This window comes from Candidatus Mycobacterium methanotrophicum, assembly GCF_023515995.1.
GTDB lineage: Bacteria > Actinomycetota > Actinomycetes > Mycobacteriales > Mycobacteriaceae > Mycobacterium > Mycobacterium methanotrophicum.
Genome location: NZ_CP097320.1, coordinates 3,292,114 through 3,313,176, shown reverse-complemented (window position 1 = coordinate 3,313,176; position 21,063 = coordinate 3,292,114). Strand labels below are relative to the sequence as shown.

General features: G+C 65.2%; 12 protein-coding genes and 5 pseudogenes. 7 read left to right on the top strand and 10 right to left on the bottom strand.

What is annotated here, in order from left to right; genetic code table 11:
- Positions 1-7 precede the first annotated feature (7 nt).
- The 3 genes and pseudogenes from M5I08_RS17085 to M5I08_RS17075 all read right to left on the bottom strand — a co-directional run bounded on the left by M5I08_RS17085 (position 8) and on the right by M5I08_RS17075 (position 3,244).
- Entirely contained in the window at positions 8-424 is a 417-nt protein-coding gene (locus M5I08_RS17085) for an FAD-binding oxidoreductase (protein WP_249762855.1), read from the bottom strand.
- Positions 425-518: 94 nt separating this feature from the next.
- A complete protein-coding gene (locus tag M5I08_RS17080; RefSeq protein WP_219069020.1) occupies positions 519-2,321 on the bottom strand; it encodes a thiamine pyrophosphate-requiring protein in 1,803 nt (600 codons plus the stop codon).
- A gap of 34 nt (positions 2,322-2,355) precedes the next feature.
- A pseudogene (locus tag M5I08_RS17075) lies at positions 2,356-3,244 on the bottom strand (SDR family oxidoreductase).
- 214 nt (positions 3,245-3,458) lie between these two features.
- Here M5I08_RS17075 and mbp1 point away from each other — a divergent pair.
- Positions 3,459-3,695, top strand: coding sequence for a microaggregate-binding protein 1 (gene mbp1 / locus M5I08_RS17070; RefSeq protein WP_219069018.1), 237 nt, complete (start codon positions 3,459-3,461; stop codon positions 3,693-3,695).
- Positions 3,696-3,779: 84 nt separating this feature from the next.
- Here the strand turns inward: mbp1 and M5I08_RS17065 are convergent.
- From M5I08_RS17065 to M5I08_RS17055, 3 genes and pseudogenes are all read right to left on the bottom strand, one after another.
- Positions 3,780-4,319 (bottom strand): annotated as a pseudogene (locus M5I08_RS17065) (diacylglycerol kinase); the annotation flags it as partial.
- Between the two features lie 71 nt (positions 4,320-4,390).
- Positions 4,391-5,152 carry a cutinase family protein gene (locus M5I08_RS17060; protein WP_370328498.1) on the bottom strand — a complete coding sequence of 254 codons (762 nt, stop codon included), beginning with the start codon at positions 5,150-5,152 and terminating at the stop codon, positions 4,391-4,393.
- Between the two features lie 551 nt (positions 5,153-5,703).
- Entirely contained in the window at positions 5,704-6,726 is a 1,023-nt protein-coding gene (locus M5I08_RS17055) for a DNA topoisomerase IB (RefSeq protein ID WP_219069014.1), read from the bottom strand.
- Positions 6,727-6,863: 137 nt separating this feature from the next.
- On the opposite strand from M5I08_RS17055, the gene M5I08_RS17050 reads away from it, so the two are divergent.
- The 3 genes and pseudogenes from M5I08_RS17050 (at position 6,864) to M5I08_RS17040 (ending at position 9,285) form a co-directional block, all read left to right on the top strand.
- Positions 6,864-7,427, top strand: a complete 564-nt coding sequence (locus tag M5I08_RS17050) for a hypothetical protein (RefSeq protein ID WP_219069028.1) — start codon at positions 6,864-6,866, stop codon at positions 7,425-7,427.
- Positions 7,428-7,524: 97 nt separating this feature from the next.
- Positions 7,525-7,953 carry a type II toxin-antitoxin system Rv0910 family toxin gene (locus tag M5I08_RS17045; RefSeq protein ID WP_219069012.1) on the top strand — a complete coding sequence of 143 codons (429 nt, stop codon included), beginning with the start codon at positions 7,525-7,527 and terminating at the stop codon, positions 7,951-7,953.
- A 50-nt stretch (positions 7,954-8,003) separates the two neighbouring features.
- A pseudogene (locus M5I08_RS17040) lies at positions 8,004-9,285 on the top strand (aminotransferase class I/II-fold pyridoxal phosphate-dependent enzyme).
- A 98-nt stretch (positions 9,286-9,383) separates the two neighbouring features.
- Here M5I08_RS17040 and M5I08_RS17035 read toward each other — a convergent pair.
- Both M5I08_RS17035 and M5I08_RS26950 read right to left on the bottom strand, forming a co-directional pair.
- Positions 9,384-10,051: pseudogene (locus tag M5I08_RS17035) on the bottom strand (transposase).
- Positions 10,052-10,452: 401 nt separating this feature from the next.
- Entirely contained in the window at positions 10,453-10,794 is a 342-nt protein-coding gene (locus tag M5I08_RS26950) for a TetR family C-terminal domain-containing protein (protein ID WP_370328497.1), read from the bottom strand.
- Here M5I08_RS26950 and M5I08_RS17030 point away from each other — a divergent pair.
- On the top strand, positions 10,694-11,998 hold the full coding sequence (locus tag M5I08_RS17030) for an NAD(P)/FAD-dependent oxidoreductase (RefSeq protein ID WP_219069026.1): 1,305 nt from the start codon (positions 10,694-10,696) through the stop codon (positions 11,996-11,998). The genes M5I08_RS26950 and M5I08_RS17030 overlap by 101 nt on opposite strands.
- Before the next feature lie 80 nt (positions 11,999-12,078).
- Here M5I08_RS17030 and M5I08_RS17025 read toward each other — a convergent pair.
- Both M5I08_RS17025 and malQ read right to left on the bottom strand, forming a co-directional pair.
- Positions 12,079-12,837, bottom strand: a pseudogene (locus tag M5I08_RS17025) (LLM class F420-dependent oxidoreductase); the annotation flags it as partial.
- A 22-nt stretch (positions 12,838-12,859) separates the two neighbouring features.
- Complete coding sequence (gene malQ / locus M5I08_RS17020) at positions 12,860-15,010, bottom strand: 4-alpha-glucanotransferase (protein WP_219069010.1); 2,151 nt, start codon at positions 15,008-15,010, stop codon at positions 12,860-12,862.
- Between the two features lie 331 nt (positions 15,011-15,341).
- Here malQ and eccB point away from each other — a divergent pair, with 331 nt between their 5' ends.
- The gene (gene eccB / locus M5I08_RS17015; protein ID WP_219069008.1) at positions 15,342-16,862 is read left to right on the top strand and encodes a type VII secretion protein EccB; all 1,521 of its coding nucleotides are present in this window, start codon (positions 15,342-15,344) and stop codon (positions 16,860-16,862) included.
- Entirely contained in the window at positions 16,859-21,049 is a 4,191-nt protein-coding gene (eccCa, locus tag M5I08_RS17010) for a type VII secretion protein EccCa (RefSeq protein WP_219069006.1), read from the top strand. Before eccB ends, eccCa begins: the two co-directional genes overlap by 4 nt.
- Positions 21,050-21,063 lie beyond the last annotated feature (14 nt).

Here is a 21,063-nt window from a genome sequence, read left to right as displayed (position 1 = left end):
CCGCTCGTCAGCGAAGTTCGGCATGTCGCGGTGGACGTCGATCCCGCCCGCCTTTTTCGCCAGTGTGGAAAGTCCACGGGTATGCGTGACGGTGTCCCACCATCCAGCCCGACGAGTCGAGCTCGTCGTTGAGTTGGTCGAGCTTGATGCCGGGCTCCACAACGGCGATACCGGCGTCGGTGTCGACGGAGGTGACGCGGGTGCAGTACTTGCTCCAGTCGATGACTACTCCAGCGTTACAGCATTGCCCGGCCAAGCTGGTACCGCCGCCGCGGGACAGCACCGGCACGTCGTACTGGCGGCACACAGCGAGGGCCGCCACCGCGGCATCCGGGTTGCGCGGCATCACAACGCCAATGGGCACCTGTCGGTAGTTGGATGCATCGGTGGAGTAGGCGGCACGTGAACCGGGATCGAATCGCACCTCGCCGTCGACGCGTTCGCGCAGGTCGGCAGCTAGCGCCTCGTAGACCTTAGGTGACGGGCTTGGACGTCTTTGAGTTGTGCCGGCGCGGCGGTCACGCTTCTCGATGTTTCTTGTGCGGCAAGAACTCTTGCGCCTTGGTTTTGAGACCGGTCTTGATGAAATCCCTCCGGTCCTCGTCGCCGGCCAGCACGGCGGTGGTGACCGCTTTGAACTGATCCCAGGTGGCATGCGGCGGGATCGGGGGCATGTCGGGGGAGGTGTGGACGTCCAGGACGGTGGGACGGTCGGCTGACAACGCGTCGCGCCAAACGTCCGCGAGTTCGTCGGGGTCCTTGACCGATGACGCGTTGAGTCCAAGGCCGGCCGCAAACGACGCATAGTCGACATCGGGAAGGGTCTGCGATTCAACGAATTTGGGCGCGCCCGCCATTGCACGCATTTCCCAGGTGACTTGGTTGAGGTCGTTATTGTGCAGGATCGCCACAATCAGACGCGGATCGTCCCACTCGCGCCAGTATCGCTTGATCGTGATCAGTTCGGCCATGCCGTTCATCTGCATCGCACCGTCACCGCTGAACGCAATGACCGGTCGTTGCGGCTGAGCGAACTTGGCTCCGATCCCGTACGGCACACCGGGGCCCATGGTGGCAAGCGTGCCCGACAGTGAGCCGCGAATCTCACCGCGGAACACCAAGTTGCGTGCATACCAGTTGGCCGCCGAACCGGAATCGGCTGTGACGATGGCGTTGTCGGGCAGCTGGGGAGACAGCTCGGAGAACAGCCGCAGCGGGTTGATCGGATCGGTAGTGACCATCGCCTCTTTGTGCATGGTTTCCCACCACCGCGCGACGTTTTTCTCGATGCCCTGCCGCCACGACCTGTCCTTCTTGCGCTTCAGCAGCGGAATCAGGGCCCGTAACGCGGCCCCGGCGTCGGCGACGAGGTTGATCTCGTACGGGTAGCGCATTCCGATGAACCGACCGTCGATGTCGATCTGCACCGATCGGCACTGCCCGAATTCCGGCATGAACTGGGTATACGGGAAGCTGGATCCCACGGTCAGCAGGGTGTCGCAGTCGCGCATCATCTCGTAGCTGGGCCGGGTGCCCAGCAGACCGATAGACCCGGTCACCCACGGTAATTCATCGGACAGCACATCCTTGCCGAGCAGCGCTTTGGCTGCTCCGGCACCGAGCAGGTCGGCGACTTCGATGAGTTCGTCGCGTGCCCGGCGCGCGCCGGTGCCTACCAGTATGGCCACTCGCTTGCCTTGGTTGAGGATGTCGGCCGCGCGGGCGATGGCCGCGTCGTCGGGATCGATCGCCGGCCACTCGATGCCCATGCTGGACGGCACCATCTTGAACGCGTGAGTCGGCGGCGAATATGCTAACTCCTGCACATCGGCCGGGATGATCAACGCTGTCGGCACGCGTTGTGCCAAGGCCACCCGGATAGCGCGATCGAGCACGTTGGGCAATTGTTCTGGTACGGTGACCATTTGGACGTAGTCGCTGGCAACATCCTTGTACAGGCTCATCAGGTCGACCTCTTGTTGGTACGACCCGCCCATGGCGCTGCGGTTGGTCTGGCCGACGATGGCCACCACCGGCACGTGGTCGAGCTTGGCGTCGTACAGACCATTCAGTAGATGGATAGCGCCAGGTCCCGACGTCGCCATGCAAACGCCGAGCCGGCTGCTGAACTTGGCGTACCCGACCGCTTCGAACGCGCTCATCTCCTCGTGCCGAGATTGAATGAACATCGGCTGGTTGTCGGCTCGTCCGAAAGCGGCCAGGATTCCGTTGATGCCGTCGCCGGGGTACCCGAAGACGTGCTTGACATCCCATGCCCGCAAACGCTCGAGTAGGTAGTCGCTGACTTCTTGTTCGGCCATGGAATTCCCTCCTGATCTATGACTTTCAGCGTAGCTAATTCGCTCGATGGTGGTCACCGGCTCCCGCCGCCGCGGCAAGTGCGGCTGCCGCCGCGCCACCGAGAAGTCCGTGATGTTGCGAGGCCCACAGTTGAATGCTGCGATCTTTGGACTGGTCGTCGAAAATGCCTCGGGCGCAGTAGTCCTCGCCGTTCTTACCGTCCGCGGGTTCCCATAGATTCGCCGGCTGGCCGGGTGGGCGGTCATCCTCAGTCTGCTGCGAGTCGAAGCCGGTACGGGCGAGGTAGCGATCTAGCAGACCGGGCGCTATGGCATTGGCGACCGGCGTGCCTGCCGTGCTGCCACCTACCCAGTACTCGCGGCGGCGAGGATGATCGGCGGCATACAACACCGTCCGCGCGGCGACTTCAGGCTGGTAGATAGGCGGAACTGGCTTGGCCTGCTTGGGCAACCGGGATAGCACCCAGGAAAACTGCGGTGTGTTCACCGCCGGCATCGTCACCAACGTGACGCGGACCTTGCTGCCTTCATGCGGCAACTCGCATCGCAGTGCCTCGTGAAAGCCCTGAATCGCGTGCTCGGCTGCGCAGTAGGCGCTCCGGAGCGGGATTCCCCGGTAGCCAAGGGCAGAGCCAACCTGTACCACGGTGCCGGCGTTTCGCGGTTTCATCCGCCGCAGCGCCGCCCCGGTGGCGTAGACGTAGCTGAGGTAGGTCACCTCGGTGACGCGCCGGAACTCGGCGGGCGTGATCAGCCACATCGGTAGGTATCGCGCAGGCCTTGCCGCCTGCGGCTTCGACATCCCGTGCAGCACCGGCAAGCCCCTTCTCACCGCGGGCCACCAAGCCGACGTGTGCGCCGCGGGCCCCAAAGGCTTTCGCTGTGGCCCGTCCTATCCCGCCACTGGCACCGGTAAACACCACAACCCGGCCCGGATGGGCAGCTTTTCACTTACCACGCTCATCCAGGTACCCGTAATTCCCTACGTTATTCCTCTTGACAGTGGGCAGGCAGGGCGTAGTCCGGGCCGGCCGGGGTATGACCGGCGCGCCCTGGTGTTTGAGGTCGCGACGCGGTGGGAAACCTCGTCGGTGCCAACGTTGCCACCTCAACAACCACCGAAAGGCGCATTGATACATGGGGGACAAGAAGAGCGGTCCGCAAGAAGCCGTCGAAGGAGTCGTGGAGGGCGTCAAGGGCAAGGCCAAAGAGGTTGGGGGCACGCTTGCCGGCCGCGACGACCTGGTCCGCGAGGGCAGGGCCCAACAGGACAAGGCCGAAGCCCAGCGGGATGCGGCCAGGAAGGAAGCACAAGCGGAGGCAGCGCGCGGCGCAGCAGATGCCGCCGAAGAACGCGAGAGGCGCGAGCAATAGTCGGGCGGGCCGGCGGGCGATACCACCGAGATCGACGCCAGCGTCGGAGAAACGCGAAAAACCGTGCGCTACCGTCGATCTCGATCAAGTAGAGCGCTCAACACACACTGCGTCCGGCCCGGCGTAGAGGCCGCTTCCGGTGACCAGCGGCAAACCCAGTGTCGTCCTGATGCCGGGCGGCGCCGCGACCGCAGCTGGGATGGCGCTGACGATTCGGCCCGCTGCGCCGGCAATGGCCGCGTGGTTGTGATCGCCCTTGCGGCTGGTTGGGCAGACGCCCACGGTGTAGGACTGTTCGCCGACGATCGCCACGCGATACGACCCGCCGGGCTGGGCAGGTTGCGGCCAGTCGGGCCGCAGGGATTCGGTGATCTCGTCCAGCTCGGCTCCCAAGCCGGCCGCCAGCTGACGGATCGCTGCACCCCAGGCAATGCTGAGCACGCCCGGTAGCAGCAGCATCGGCATGTCGTCCAGGGGCCTGCCGAACCCCATGTAGCGCATGACCTCGTCGCCGTCGTAGGTCGCGTAGTCGGCGATCTCTATGCAGCGCACCTGGTCGATTCGCTGACAGGTGCTCGCGAGCACGAACGGAATGAGATCGTTGATGAACCCCGGGTCGACGCCGCGGTGACGGCGTCCTTAGGCGACCGCCGAGAACCAGTCCGGCGAGATGCGCCGGCGACTATGCGCGAACTTCAGTCGCCAAAGCCTTGGTGCGGGGAGGCCACTGCCATCCGAGTGCCGCCTGCGCCAAGGCGATTCGCGGCGAAGTCCACCCCCTGGGCGATCACGTCCGCGTCGATGGCGTAGGTATTGTGCGCGGCGAAGTTGATCCCGTCCGAGCAGACCGGGTCCTCGGGGGCGCACACCTTGATCGTCTTGTCCTGATACAGCGGGCCGATGACAACCTGCGGTTGGCCGAGCAAGTTCATGGCCCGCACGTTGGGCGCTCCGAACAGCACCACCGCGGCGACGTGGTTGGCGACGTCGGGCGACAGCGGCTTCGGGATTGTCGCCGGATCGATGTCGGGTGGTATCGAATCGGGGACGGCAGGCGAGGTGACAAAGCCCATGACGGCGGCGCCTTGCGAGTAGCCGCCGAGCACCATCTTGGTGTTGGGGCAGCTGTTCGCCATCGAAACGATGTGGGAGCCGGCGTCGCGGATGCCGTCCATGCCGGTGGACCATTGGTCGCTGGCCGGGTAGTTGACCGGGTAGACGTTCATCGACCGTCCGCCCAACCGCGACCGCAGGCCGTCGACGAATGCCTGTCCGGTCGGGCCGACGCCCGGATCCTCGCCGGTGCCGCGAGCGAACACCACCTCGGTGTCGGGACATCCCTGCGCGGACGCAGCGGGAGCAGCGGCGGCGGGACCGCCGAGGCCCATGGCCGCCAAGATCGGAAGAGCTATCAAACGAAACATGTCACGTGGAATCATGCCGGACGATGTTCCCACGCATATGCAGCTCCAAACAAGGACTTTTCGCGCAAAAGTCAACCGGTGCCAAAGCATACCTGAAGACCCGTTAACGCCAGATAATCCTGCCGCGTCGGGCCGGTGGTGGACACCGGTGCGCCGCGGACGTCAGTTGACCCGTGGGCCATAGTGATTCAGCCCGACAGTGCGTCAAGGGAGCCGCTGGTTCGCGGTTCGGTCACTTTGTGGGCGCACATCGGATGCGAAAACACCTCCAGGTTCTGCCAGCCTGACAGGCCACGGGCGGGATAGAAGCATCAGCGGGTGGATGTGTGGCGCGCTTAACAACGCGACGTATGATCGCCTAGCCCTGTTCGCGCCAGTGCGACAGCCGAATTGTCTCATAACCGGCGCCGCAAAGGCTGTCAGTGCCAGACGTTTGGCGTCACGGGCCGGCGGGTGATGTCTCAACAAATAGCAGCGGGCATAAGCGGCGCGGCATGACATTGCGCCGGTTGGTTCTGCTGGTCGGGATCATCGGGTTGTTTGTCACAGTCTCGGTGTCGGACGGCAACGGCGGCAGCTGACATTCATCGCTGCGCTCCGGCGACGCGTTTGATCATCTGCGCGGTGGCCCGCTCGAGCGTTTCGCGCCTTGCCTCTGGCGTTCGCTGGCGTTTGGTTCTCCGTAGTGCCGGGGCGATGGTGGCGCCTTGTTCATAGGCGGTCACGACCCGTGGATCCGCATAGGAGCTCCGCGCCACCGCGGGCGTGTTACCCAATTCTTCGGCCACCGCGCGCATCACGGCCGCTTCTTCGCGGCGGCGAGCCGTTTTTGACGTCGGTTCTCGGGCCATGGCGAACGCCTCCGCGGCCAGCACCGTGCCGTGCCAGGTCCGCAGATCCTTGACACTGAACTCGTCACCCACGAGCTTTCGAAAGCGAGCGTTGAGTTCGTCGGCACGCACTTCGGACCAGCCATCTGAGGTGCGATACACCAGTAGCCGCGGAATCTTCGTCTCCGCACGCAACAGCGATCCGACCGCCTTGATCACCAGGGAGTCTTCCAGCGAAATCGTCCGGTGCACTCCGCTTTTCGCGGGATAGTCGAATTCCACGCTGTCACGGTGTAGTCGGACATGTTCACGGCGCAGCGTGGCCAGTCCGTAGCTGCCATTCTCCCGGGCGTACTCCTCACCGCCGGCCCGGAAGTAGCCATGATCGATCAAATGCTGAGCCAGTGCCAGCACGCGATTGCGGCCGAGCCCGCGGCCTCGCAGGTCGGTGAGAAGGTGAAGGCGCCAGTCCAGCAGATGCTTGGCCAAGCTGAGTGCCCGGTCGTACTTCTCCTCCGAACGCTCGGCCTGCCATTGCTCGTGGTAGACGTACTGGCGGCGTCCGGCGGCGTCCGTGCCGACCGCTTGGATGTGGCAGTCGGGGTATGGGCAGATCCACACGTTCTTCCACGCCGGCGGGATCGCCAGCGCTTCGATCCGCGCCAGGCATTCCGGGTCGTCGACGCGGCCGCGCTGCGCGTCGACGTAGGAGAAGCAGCGACCCCGCCGAATACGACGAAAACCTGGTCCGCCGACGGCGCTTTTACGCAACCTCATCTGTGCATCCCGTAGCCGACCTGCGCTTTCATGCGCAGTGGTTTACCCGCGGCGGAATTTGCTTAACATCGCTGGCTTCGGCCGACACGATGGGATCAGCCGCAGTGTCGGAAGGTGACGTGAGACGGTATCTGGTTATGCAGGGCTACGACTACGTGAGCTACGAAGTTTTTGGGCGGCGATTCTTCGAAGTCGCCGTGACGGAGGAACGTGTCGGCGCCGCCTTCGCCGCGTTCGCCGGCAACGAGTTCGACATGGAGCCGATTGCACAGGGACCGGGCAAGATCGCCAAAGTCAGCGCCCGGGTGGCGATCAAGGAGCCGCAGGTCAGCCGTAACGTCGGCGACACCATCACTTTTGACATCCACATCCCGCTTCTGATCGATCTCCTTCTTGACCTGCGACTCGACAAACAGCGGTTCCGGGTTGCCGGCGACATCGCATTGACTGCGACAGCGCGCGCTGCCGAACCCCTGCTGCTGATCGTCGATGTGGCCAAGCCGCGGGCGTCGGATATCACCGTCCACGTGTCGTCGAGAAGTATCCGCGGGGAGCTATTGCGCATCATCGCCGGCGTTGACGGCGAGATCCGGCGCTTCATCGCGCAATACGTCAGCGCGGAAATCGATTCACCGCCGTCCCAGAAGGCGCAAGTCATCGACGTGGCAGAACAACTTGACCAGACCTGGACCGGTATTTGAGCGCCGCTGGACCTCAGATGCAGGGTTTATCGCACCGTCGCGCCCGGGTATGCGAACTCAGCCGTGTTCTAGTCGGAGGGAGGGAGATTGACACCGGGTGGCCCGAGTAGATGTTTCGACGTCATCGGACCTGGCACCGGAATCAGCATGGAAGCTGGCATGCGATCTGAATCGGTTCGGCGAATGGATGACGATATTTGCAGGCTGGCGTGGTTCGGTTCCGTCCAAGATCGACAAAGGAACGCAGGTTTCCTCGCGCATCAAGGTAAAGGGTTTTCGCAACGTCATTCATTGGACCGTCACCCGGTACGAAGAGCCCAAAGCGATCGAACTATCCGGCCGCGGCCGCGGAGGGATTCGCCTCGCGGTAGCGATGACGGTCGATGACAACCATCCGGGGTCAACGTTTCAGCTGACCGCTGATCTCGCAGGGGGTCTGCTGAACGGACCGATCGGGCGGCTTGTCGCCAGGATCATCAAGTCCGATGTGCACGAGTCCGTTTGCAACCTGGCTGCCCTGCAGTGATCCGCGCCGACGGGCCGGTTGATCGCTTGCGTGGAGGATATGCCTGAGCCATGGACCAGAGCAAAGCGCCCCTTCTAGCCGCTTTGGCCGACTATCACCAGCAGAATCGGTACGGATTCAGCCCACCCGGACACCGCCAGGGACGAGGGACCGACGAGCGGGTCTTGGCGGCACTGGGACGCGACCCATTCCGCGCGGACGTGTTGGCCAGCGGTGGCTTGGACGACTGGCGCTCAAGCGGGCAATATCTCAGCCAGGCCGAGAAGCTGACGGCCGACGCGGTGGGGGTATCGACGGCATTCTTCTCGACATGCGGCAGCTCGCTGTCGGTTCGGGCGGCGATGATGGCGGTGGCCGGTGCCTCAGAAGGTGGCCTGCTCCTTCCGCGCGACAGCCAGAAATCGATCGTCGGTGGGCTGATCTTTTCGGGCATCCAGCCGCGGTGGATCACGCCGCGTTGGGATATCAGCCGCCACTTTTCCCATCCTCCTTCACCGGAGAGGGTAAGCGGCGCATGGGATGAGTATCCCGACGCCGCGGGTGCGTTGATCGTCAGCCCAAGCCCGTATGGCACCTGCGCCGACCTCAAGCGCATCGCCGAGATCTGTCATGAACGCGGCAAGCCCTTGATCGTTGATGACGACTAGCCCTAACGTGATGATCTATGCCGCGCTGGACGGTTGGCGGCGGCAGATGGTGGAGCACGGCCACGAATTACTCAGTGCGGCATTGGATTTAGCCAAGAACTTGCGCGAGCGCATCCAGCAGATCCCAGACGTTGAGGTCCTCGAGGACGAGCTTCTCGGCGCCGAGGCGTCGCATGACCTGGACCGCCTGCAAGTCTTGATCGACGTTTCGGCTACCGGGACGTCGGGGTATCAGGCGCGCGACTGGCTGCGACAGCACTGCCGAGTTGACGTCGGATTGGCCGACCACCGCCGCATTTTGGCGACATTGTCGCTCGCCGACGGTCAAGATACCGGCGACCGTTTACTGCATGCGCTGGAGGCTTGGCGCAAAGCTACCGAATCGTTCGACCCACCAGCGGCAATCGACCTGCCGTCGCCCGAGGAATTGCAGCTGGAAAACGTCATGCTACCGCGCGACGCGTTTTTCGGGTCCACCGAACTCGTCTCCGCCGATAGGGCGTCGGGACGCATTGCAGCAGAACTGATCACACCGTATCCACCCGGAATTCCCGCGGTGGTTCCGGGCGAGCTGCTCAACGACGCCGCCATCGCTTATTTGCGGTCGGGCGCAAAAGCCGGCATGCCGCTACCCGATCCAGTCGACCCGCAACTTGAACACGTCCGCGTCGTCGCCTCGCGCTGAACAATGAACCCGGCGAGCTGTTGTACGCCGTGGTGCGGGTCATGCCCACTGGAGTGGTGTAAGAGTTCGCTCGATCGCGTGACCCTTCGTGGGGCAGTCTAGGTGGTCAGGGCTGGGGTGTCGTCGGTTTGCTGGGGGCTGGGTTGGTCGGTGCTGGTCGCGGCTGCGCGGGCGCGGGTGAGGAGGTCGAGGCCGAGGTAGCGGCGGCCTTCGACCCATTCGTCGTGTTGCTCAGCTAGCACCGCACCGACGAGGCGGATGATCGATGCCCGGTCGGGGAAGATGCCCACGATGTCGGTTCGCCGCCGCAGCTCCCGATTGAGGCCATGATCGACACCTGCGACTTGGAAAGCCGTGTCACACCCAGGGATTCGACGAGGCGTTCCATCCGACCCCCAACAGGTAGCAGGTGGCCGCCACGCTAGTCAGGGCACGCTCGGCGCGCTTGCGCCGCTCCAACAGCCAGTCCGGGAAATAGCTGCCCTGGCGCAGCTTGGGAACGGCCACGCCGATGGCGCCGGCGCGGGTGTCGAAATCACGGGTTGCGGTAGCCGGTGCGGCTATTGGACCGCTCGTCGCTGCGCTGGCGGTAGCCGGCCCCGCAGACCGCGTCGGCTTCCGCGCCCATCAACGCGTGGATGAACACCGACAGCAGCCCGCGCAGCATGTCCGGGCTGGCCCGGGCGAGTTGATCGGCCAGCAGCTGCTCGGCGTCGACAAAGTGGGTGAAGTCATCGCGTTGTCTCCTTCGATTGACTTTGCTGATCGTTGGAAGGATCACGCGAATGTCCGCCCTCTACCGGGCTACGACACGCCCACCGGCCCTACCAGCTCATACACCATGCCCCTGGACGCAACTGTGGTGGGCGTTGCTCCATTCTCGCTCGTCTTGGCGGACCCGTCGGGAATCCATGCCCAGCCACGCGAAGCCTGCGCCGGTCGCAAACAAAGCGATAACGGCGCCGGCGACTCCGACAGCGACCGCTGCGTGGGCGAAGCTGGCCAAGCAAATCACGAATGCCACTAAGCCAGAGGCCAATAGGAACAGGCCAGGCGACTTCGCGCCGCTCTTCAGCGATTCGCCCGCACGCGAGCGGGTAGTCCGGTGGTGGTTGCTCGGGTCGCGCGAGGTGTCTCCCATTTCGGTTGACTACCCGGATCGGGAAGCTAAAAAACAACTCCTCCGCCGGGGTCGCGAAACCCGACAACGGGCCGCGCATGAACAGCATGCCTGGTCGCGAGCGGATTCGCTGAGTTCGCGATAAGCATCGAACCGCGAGTCAGCGCGCCCAGCAGTAGACGGGTGACGGTTTCCGGACTGTCGACTCGCAACGACCCGGCTTCGGTGGCGGCCCGTAACGCCGCGGCAGACCGGTTCTGCCCGCCGTCCGTCGCTACAGTGGAAACGGTGACGTCGGTGGTGATCGTAGGCAGCGGATTTACCGGCTTCGAGTGCGCACGGCGACTGGCCCGCCGATTACGCAGATCAGATGTCGACGTCACGATCATCTCGCCGGTCGACTACATGCTGTACACGCCGCTGCTGCCGGACGTGGCGGGTGGCGTCGTCGATCCGCGATTCGTGACGATCCCGCTGGCGGGGACGCTCAACGGCGTGCGCAAAGTGCGCGGTCGGGTAGACAGCGCTGACCTCGAGCAGCACCGGCTGCAGTTCACCGATCTGGAACAGCGCTCTTGCGAGCTGACGTGGGACCGGTTGGTGCTGACGCCCGGTTCGGTCACCCGCCTGTTCAGTATCCCTGGATTAGCCCAGTACGCAAGGGGTTTGAAGTCGACAGCCGAGGCGCTCTATCTGCGAGACCACGTTCTGAAGCAGTTGGAATTGTCCTGCCTGGAGCACGACGCCCAGCTCGCGCGGGCGCGACGCACGATTGTGGTGGTGGGCGCGTCCTACTCCGGTACGGAACTGGCCGTACAGCTTCGTGCGCTGGCCGATGCCGCAGCCCAGCAAATGAGCTTTGACGCGTCCAACGTGAAATTCGTGCTGCTCGACCTTGCCGAGCAGGTGATGCCCGAAGTGGGCGAAAAGTTGGGCGCTCGTGCGATGCGGGTGCTGCGGCGCCGTGGTGTCGATGTCCGCTTAGGCCTGACGCTCAACGAGGTCCATCCCGATCATGTTGTGCTAAGCGATGATTCGCGGATAGATACTCGAACTGTCGCATGGGTCACCGGGGTTACCGCCGCTCCGCTCATTCAGACGCTGGGCTTGCCGACCGAGAAGGGCCGGTTGAAGGTGCAGACCGATTTTGGGGTGCCCGGCCATCCTGACGTGTTTGCGGCAGGCGATGCCGCCGCGGTGCCCGACGTGACGCAACCCGGCAAGATCACCCCGCCCACCGCCCAGCACGCGATTCGCCAAGGCAAAGTGCTCGGCGACAACGTGGCCGCCAGTCTGGGGCACGGGAAGAAGCGGCAATACAAGCACCGCAACCTGGGGTTGGTGGTCGACCTTGGACCCCATAAGGCCGTAGCCAATCCGCTGGGAGTTCCGCTGTCCGGCTACCCCGCGAAATTCGTCACCCGGGCGTATCACTTGTACGCGATTCCGCGAGGCGTCAACCGCTGGGCAGTTGCATTGGCCTACCTGACCGACGTCTTTTTCCCCCGGACTCTGGTGTCGCTGGGACTGTCCACCCAAAGCGACGCGGAATTCTCGACCAGCGAAGGCATTCCGCTACCGAAGACGGACTGAGGACACCTCCTGCGCGACTTGGGCTCGATTCTGATCACCACGATTCTGATCACCACGAGCGCAAAGGTCAAAGGAGCACCGGCGCGTTCGGCGTCGATCTTGGTCGCTGAATGTCCCAGCGATACTTCGATATCCGCCGGACTGCGTCCGGCAGCTGCTGCCACGTCATGCATCAGCGTCAGCAGGTCGTCCAACTGCGCCCCGGTCACGCCCAAGGGCTGGAAGCCGTCGCCAAAGCGCCCGGCCCGTCGAGCAGCTGCTTTGCTGTGGCAACCGATGTGAATCGGAAGGTGCCGTCCAGCAACAGATTTGGGACTACAGACCACGCCATCGAACTGAAAGAACTCGCCATGATGGGTGACGCCCTCTCGGCGGTCGTCCCAGAGCGCCCGTACGCCGCCAACTGCTCGTTGCTGCGGCGCCCTCGAGTTGCGAATTCGGTGCCGCATGCTCCATCTCTTCCCGTAGCCAGCCGACGCCGACGCACAGCCGAAGCCGCCCGCCGGACAGCGCATCGACCGTCGCCGCGCGTTTGGCCAGCAGAACCGGATGATGGTTGGGCAGCACCAGAACTCCGGTGGCCAACCCGAGCCGGGCGGTATGGCCGGCCACAAACGACAGCAGGTCAAGCGGGTCGGGATCGGGCAGTCGGCCGCCAATTCGACCCGTCCCGAGCGGTCATACGGGTAGACGCTGTCGTACCGGGTGGCCATGACGGTGGGTTCGACGGCGATGATCGATCCAAACCCGCACGCCTCGAGATAACGCGCGAAGGCCACCATCCACCCCGGGTCTGCGGTAACCCCGGCGGCGACCGGGGCAACGACACCGAACTTCAAGACGCTCATCGCACTCGAAAAGCTAACAGGTGGTCCGGCTCCCAGTGACGGCCGTCTGCGCGCGCATCGCATCGGCGAGCGCGATTGCCCTGGGGTTGGTGAACACGTCCTCGAGCAGCACCGGCTGACCGTCGGGGCCGCTCAGCGGTACTCGCCAATTCGGATACTCGTCGGTCGTGCCCGGCTGGTTCTGAGTCCGCCGGTCTCCGACCGCGTCTGTCAATGAGACGCATAGCAGCCGCGACGGCGTTCGGCCCAGGTACTGATACAGGGCCAGAATGGTGTCCTCGATGTCGGCTTCCCCGGACAGCAAGCCGACGCGGCGCAGCTCGGCGATCCACGCCGCGCGCTCGGTTTTCGCGGCGGCGAGCTCCTCTGCGACGGGTCGCGTCAGCAGGCCCAGCGATTCCCGCAGGTGCACATGCTCGTCGCCCAGATACCCGGCAGTTGGTGGCAGATCGTGGGTGGTCACCGAGGACAGGCAGCACTCTCGCCAGCGCTCGGCCGGCAGCGGGCCGCCACCGCGGTCGCGGTCGAGCTCGAACCACAGCACCGACGTACCCAGCACACCGCGGTCGCGCAGGTAGTCACGAACCCATGGTTCGACAGTGCCGAGATCCTCGCCCACCACCAGAGCCGCGGCCCGGTGCGCCTCCAGCGCGACGATGCCGATCATCGCCTCGTGCTCGTAACGCACATACGTGCCTTGCGTGGGCGTTTGGCCCTGCGGAATCCACCACAGTCGGAACAGGCCGATGATGTGGTCGATACGCACCCCGCCGGCGTGCCGCAGGGCACTGCCAATCAGCGCGCGGAACGGCTGATACTCCTGCTCTTCGAGCCGATCCGGGCGCCACGGCGGCTGCGACCAGTCCTGGCCTAGTTGGTTGAACTCATCCGGCGGCGCACCCGCGGTCACCCCCACCGCCAATACATCCTGTAACGCCCAGGCGTCGGCCCCGTTGGGGTGTACGCCGACGGCGAGATCGTGCATGACGCCCAGCGCCATTCCGGCCGCCACTGCCTGCGATTGGGCGGCCCCGAGTTGCTCGTCGAGCTGCCATTGCAACCAGCGGTGGAAGTCCACCGCCTTCGCATGCTCGGCGACGAACTCGGCGACACCGTCGGCATCGGGATGCTGCAGCGATTCCGGCCACTGATGCCAGTCGCTGCCGCATTCCTCTGCCAGCGCGCACCAGGTGGCGAAGTCGTCGAGGGCAGCACCTTCTCGGGCGCAGAAAGCGCCATACGCCAGTTCGCGGCCCGCCGTGCGCGGAACCCGATAAACCAGCTGCAAAGCCGTCCGCTTGGCCGCCCAAGCGGTGTCGCGGTCAATGGCGTCGACCATCTTGGCGTGACGCTGCACCTCGTCGCGCAACCGCCATACCCGGCGACGTTTACGCAGGTAGGCGAACTCCGGGATGGCCTCGACACGCAGATAAAGGGGGTTGACGAAGCGCCGCGATGTCGGCAGGTATGGCGACGGCTCCATCGGCCTGGTCGGCGCGGCCGCATGCAGCGGGTTGACCAGCACATAACCGGCGTCGTACGCGGAAGCCGACCACACCGCAAGCTCGGTGAGGTCGGTAAGGTCACCGACGCCCCAGGACTGTCGGGACCGGACACTATACAACTGGGTGGCCAGCCCCCACGCCCGACGACCGCCCAGCCGGTCCGGTACTCCCAGCCAGCCCGGTGTCACGATCAGCGCCGCACTGGCCTCGGTGTCCCCGGAACGCAGATGCACCCGGTGGTAACCGAGCGGCAGATCGCCGGGCAGCACGAAGCTGGCCTCACCGACCAAGCGCCCGTCCAGCTCAAACGGCTCGGCGAAGTTGTCGACCTGACGTATGTCGGCTCGCACGGTCCCGTTCTCGAGCTGCACCCACACGTCGGCGGGGCGGCCGTGGGTCACATGCGCCCAGAACGGCGTCTGGGTACCGGCACGTCCGACCGTGGTGGGTGGCAGCGACCGCGACCAGTACGCGCGATCGTGTGCGGTCAGCGCTGCGTTGCGCTGCGCCTCGGTGCCGGCGGCCACGCCGAGCGCGGCGAGGACGGCCAGCAGGGTGCTTTCCGGGACGCCGGTCCGGCGACCGCTCCAGTCCTCATAGTCGGTGGCGATGCCAAAGCGCCTGGAGAGTTCGACCAACGAGGGCGCGAGCTCAGTCATGTGCGTCATCGCTTCCTGGGCGCGTCATCCCGCCATCTTGCTCAATCGGAGGGCCGGAATGCGACCCGAGTGTTCACCTCACGGCAATTTTTTAACAGGTCTGAGTTTGCTCTTCGCCGTACGATGCGCAGTGAAGATTTCGTTCGATTTCCTCACTACTTGATGGCAGGTGACAGCACTGTGGTGCAGACCACTCCCGGCGCGGCCGCTGACCAGCCCGGCGCCCACACGCTCGCGTGGCGAGGTGGCCCAGGGTGCCCTACGGTTAATCCGGTGAATCGTGGGCCTATGCGGCGTTCAGCCCTTCTGTCGGTTTGGAGCGTGATCAACCGTGGCTGATTCGAACGGCGGGCAGCGGGGTTCGGGTTACGGCCTCGGACTCTCCACCCGGACCCAGGTAACTGGTTACCAGTTCTTGGCACGCCGCACCGCCATGGCGTTGACCCGCTGGCGAGTCCGGATGGAAATCGAACCCGGCCGGCGCCAGACGCTGGCGGTGGTGGCGTCGGTGTCGGCGGCCGCGGTGATTTGCCTGGGCGCGCTGCTGTGGTCGTTCATCAACCCGTCGGGGCAGCTCAACGAGTCGCCGATCATCGCCGACCGCGATTCCGGCGCGCTTTACGTCAAGGTGGGGGACAAGCTCTATCCAGCGCTGAACTTGGCATCTGCCCGGCTGATCGCCGGCCGGCCGGATAACCCGCACAAGGTGCGGTCCGGTCAGATCGCCGAGCAGCCGCACGGGCCGCTTGTCGGTATCCCCGGGGCGCCGTCGGACTTCTCGCCAACCAGCCCCGCGTCGTCGTCGTGGCTGGTGTGCGACTCGGTGACGTCGGCGGCCGGGGTGGGAGCACCGTCATCGGTGACCGTCACCGTGATCGACGGAACGCCGGACCTGTCGAGTCACCGGCACGTGCTGAGCGGGTCTGACGCGGTGGTGCTGCGTTACGACAAGGACGCCTGGGTGATCCGGCAGGGACGCCGATCGCGCATCGATGCGTCGAACCGGGCAGTGTTGCTGCCGCTGGGTCTGACCCCGGAGAACGTCAACGAGGCGCGGCCGATGAGCCGGGCACTGTACGACTCCCTGCCGGTGGGTCCCGCGCTCTCGGTACCCAAGGTGCCAAACGCCGGTAAGCCGGCCGGCTTCGCCGGTGCACCCGGACCGGTGGGAACCGTGATCGTGACACCGCAAATCAGTGGGCCACAACAATATTCGGTGGTGCTGGCCGACGGTGTGCAGACCGTGACGCCGGTCGTCGCCCAGATCCTGCAGAATGCCGGTACCCCGTCGGGCAATGCGCCGGTGGTGGTGGCGCCGGCGTCACTGGCGAAGATGCCGGTGGTCACCGGGTTGGATTTGTCGGCCTATCCGGACGGGCCGCTGCAGGTGCAGGACATCCGCGACAACCCGGCGACCTGCTGGTGGTGGGAGAAAACCGCCGGCGAAGAGCGGGCCCGTACCCAGGTGATCTCCGGGCCGACGATCCCGGTGTCGGCCAGCGACACCCAAAAAGTGGTCTCGCTGGTGAAGGCCGACACTTCCGGCCGGGAAGCCGATCGAGTATTTTTCGGACCCAACTACGCAAACTTCGTCTCCGTCACCGGCAATGACCCAGGGTCGGCCACGTCAGAATCACTATGGTGGCTCTCGAGTTCCGGTGTCCGGTTCGGTGTCGACAACTCACGCGATGCCCGCTCGGCGCTCGGATTGACATCGCAGCCGAGCCCCGCGCCTTGGGTGGCCCTGCGGCTGCTGGCACCGGGCCCAGCCCTCTCGCGCGCCGACGCGCTGGTGCGCCACGACACCCTTCCGACCGATATGAGCCCAGCAGAGTTGGCGGTACCGAAGTGAAACAAGGTTTTGCACGCCCCACGCCCGAGCGCGCACCAGCGGTTCGGCCGGAGAACATTGTCTTACCGACACCGCTGAGTGTCCCGCCCCCCGAAGGCAAGCCGTGGTGGCTGATTGTGGTGGGTGTCCTCGTGGTGGGTCTGCTGGTCGGTATGGTCGGCATGACCGTCGCCAACGGCTCGCGGATGTTCCTGGGCGCCGGCTCGATCTTTCCGATCTTCATGATCGGCGGCGTCGCGATGATGATGTTCGGTGGTCGTTTCGGCGGCCAGCAGCAGATGAGCCGGCCCAAGCTGGACGCGATGCGGGCCCAGTTCATGCTGATGCTCGACATGCTGCGCGACACCGCGAACGAGTCCGCCGACAGCATGGACACCAACTACCGGTGGTTCCATCCGGAGCCGACAACGCTGACCGCGGCGGTCGGCTCGTCGCGGATGTGGGAACGCAAGCCAGACGGGAGGGACCTCAATTTCGGCGTCGCCAGGATCGGTGTGGGCATGACCCGGCCGGAGGTGACCTGGGGCGAGCCGCAGAACATGCCGACCGATATCGAGCTGGAGCCGGTGACCGGAAAGGCCCTGCAGGAGTTTGGCCGCTACCAGAGCGTGGTCTACAACCTGCCCAAGATGGTGTCGCTGCTTGTTGAGCCCTGGTATGCGCTGGACGGCAATCGCGACCAGGTGATCGGGCTGATGCGGGCCATTATCTGCCAGCTGGCGTTCTCACATGGGCCGGACCACATCCAGATGATCGTTGTCAGTTCCGATCTCGCGAAATGGGATTGGGTCAAGTGGCTGCCGCACTTCGGCGACCCACGCCGTCGCGACGCTGCCGGCAACGCGCGGATGGTGTACGGGTCGGTGCGCGAGTTCGCCGCCGACCAGGCCGAATTGTTCGCCGGCCGTGGGTCTTTCACCCCGCGGCATGCTAGCTCGTCAGCGGAGACACCGACTCCGCACCACGTGATCATCGCCGATGTCGACGACCCGCAATGGGAATACGTCATCAGCGTCGACGGCGTTGACGGCGTCACGTTCTTTGACTTGACCGGCTCGGCGCTGTGGACCGGTAACCCCGAGCGGGTGCTGAAGTTCACCAACGACGTCGGGGTGATCGAGGCACTGCCCCGTGACCGCGACACCTGGATGGTGATCGACGACAACCGGTGGTTCTTCGCTCTGGCCGACTATGTGACCGAGGCGGAAGCAGAGCAGTTTGCGCAGCGCATGGCGCACTGGCGGCTGGCCGAAGCGTATGAGGAGATCGGCCAGCGGGTAGCCCAGATCGGTGCGCGAGACATCCTGTCCTACTACGGGGTTGAAGATCCGGCCGAGATCGACTTCGAGTCGTTGTGGGGCAACCGGCGAGACGGCCTGTCCAGCCGGTCGCGATTGCGCATCCCGTTCGGCAACCGCTCCGACAATGGCGAGCTGCTGTTCTTGGACATGAAGTCCCTCGACGAAGGCGGCGACGGCCCGCACGGCGTCATGTCGGGTACCACCGGTTCGGGTAAGTCCACGCTGGTGCGCACGGTGCTTGAGTCGTTGATGCTGGCGCATCCGCCGGACGAGCTGCAGTTCGTGTTGGCTGACCTCAAGGGTGGATCGGCGGTCAAGCCGTTCAACGGCGTGCCGCACGTGTCGCGGATCATCACCGACCTGGAAGAAGACCAGGCGCTGATGGAGCGCTTCCTGGACGCGTTGTGGGGCGAAATCGCCCGGCGCAAGGCGGTTTGCGACAACGCCGGCGTCGACGACGCCAAGGAGTACAACGAGATGCGCGGCAGGATGCGCGCGCGCGGTCAAGACATTCCGCCGCTGCCGATGCTGGTGGTGGTGATCGACGAGTTCTACGAATGGTTCCGCATCATGCCGACCGCGGTCGACGTGCTGGACTCGATCGGCCGACAGGGCCGTGCCTACTGGATCCACTTGATGATGGCCTCGCAGACCATCGAGAGCCGGGCCGAAAAGCTCATGGAGAACATGGGTTACCGATTGGTGCTGAAAGCGCGTACCGCCGGTGCTGCACAGGCGGCCGGGGTGCCGAACGCGGTCAACCTGCCCGCACAGGCCGGTCTGGGCTACTTCCGCAAGAGCCTGGACGAGATCATCCGTTTCCAGGCCGAGTTCCTGTGGCGCGACTACCGTCGCGGCGTTTCGCTCGACGCCGACGGCCAGACCGCGCTGACACATATGGTGGATTACATTCGGCCGCAACTGTTTACCACCGGCTTCACGCCTATCGAGGTCAGCGTCACCGGTCCGGACGACTTCGACGCGCTGACCAACGGCGAAATCCTCGGCGGGAACGGCGAAGCGTTGAGCGGCAACGGAGCCGCGGAGCCCGACGACGAGGAAGAAGAAGAGGCAATCCGGACACCGAAGGTCGGCACGGTGATCATCGATCAGCTGCGCCGGATCGACTTCGAGCCTTATCGGTTATGGCATCCTCCGCTCGACGTGCCGGTGTCGATCGAAGACTTGGTGAAGCGGTTCCTTCGTCGGCCGTGGCAAGAGGACTACGGCACAGCCAGGAACTTGGTGTTCCCGATCGGGATCATCGACCGGCCGTTCAAGCACGACCAGCCGCCGTGGACGGTGGACACCTCCGGGCCGGGTTCCAACGTGCTAATCCTCGGTGCCGGTGGCTCGGGCAAGACCACCGCATTGCAGACGCTGATCACGTCGGCCGCGCTGACCCACACGCCAGAGCAGGTCCAGTTCTACGCCCTGGCCTACAGCAGCACCGCGCTGACGACGGTGGCCGGGCTGCCGCACGTCGGCGAAGTGGTCGGCCCCACCGACCCCTACGGCGTTCGCCGCACGGTGGCCGAGTTGCTGGCGCTGCTTCACGCGCGCAAGCACACCTTCCTCGAGTACGACGTGCCCTCGATGGACGTGTTCCGTCGGCGCAGGTTCGGTGGGGAGGCCGGCAGCGTGCCCAACGACGGCTTCGGCGACGTGTACCTGGTGATCGACAACTACCGGGCGCTGGCTGAAGAAAACGAGGTGCTGATCGAGCAGGTGAACCAGATCATCAACCAAGGCCCGTCGTTCGGGGTGCATGTGGTGGTCACGGCTGACCGCGAGTCCGAGCTGCGGCCACCGGTGCGCAGCGGTTTCGGCTCCCGGATCGAGCTGCGGCTGGCCGCGGTCGAAGACGCGAAGCTGGTGCGCTCCCGCTTCGCCAAGGATGTCCCGGTCAAGCCGGGCCGCGGCATGGTCGCGGTGAATTACATGCGGCTGGACAGCGATCCGCAATCGGGTCTGCACACGCTGGTGGCCAGGCCCGCCTTGGCGAGCACGCCGGACTCGGTTTTCGAGTCCGCCAGCGTCGCCGCGGCGGTGAGCCGAGTGGCGGCCGGCCACGCGCCGCCGGTGCGCAGGCTGCCCGCCAAGTTCGGGCTGCAGCAGGTGCAGGCGTTGGCCGCGGCCGATCGGCGCCAGAACGTCGGGGCCGGTGGAATCGCTTGGGCCATCAACGAATTGGACCTGCAGCCGGTGTATCTCAACTTCGCCGAGAACGCACACCTGATGGTGACGGGCCGGCGCGAATGTGGCCGGACCACGACGCTGGCCACCATCATGTCCGAGATCGGTCGGGTGTACGCGCCGGGAGCCAGCATCGCGGCTCCGACGTCGCGGCCCTCGGCGCAGGTGTGGCTGGTCGACCCGCGTCGCCAGCTGTTGACCACGCTGAGCACCGACTACGTCGAGAAGTTCGCCTACAACCTCGACGGTGTCGCGGCGATGATGGACGACCTGGGTGCCGTGTTGTCCCGGCGCGAGCCACCGCCGGGACTGTCGGCCGAAGAGCTGTTGTCGCGGGCTTGGTGGAGCGGGCCGGAGATCTTGCTGATCATCGACGATGTGCAGCAGCTGCCGCCTGGCTTCGATTCGCCGCTGCACAAGGCCGCGCCGTGGGTGACCAGGGCAGCCGATGTCGGCTTGCACGTGATTGTCACCCGCACCTTCGGTGGCTGGTCGTCGGCGGGCAGCGACCCGATGCTGCGGGCACTGGCGCAGGCCAACGCCCCGCTGCTGGTGATGGACGCCGACCCCGACGAAGGCTTCATCCGCGGCAAGATGAAAGGCGGCCCGCTGCCGCGCGGTCGCGGCCTGCTGATGGCCGAGGACACCGGCGTGTTCGTCCAGGTCGCGGCGACGGACCTGCGCCGATAACCGCGTCTGCGCGA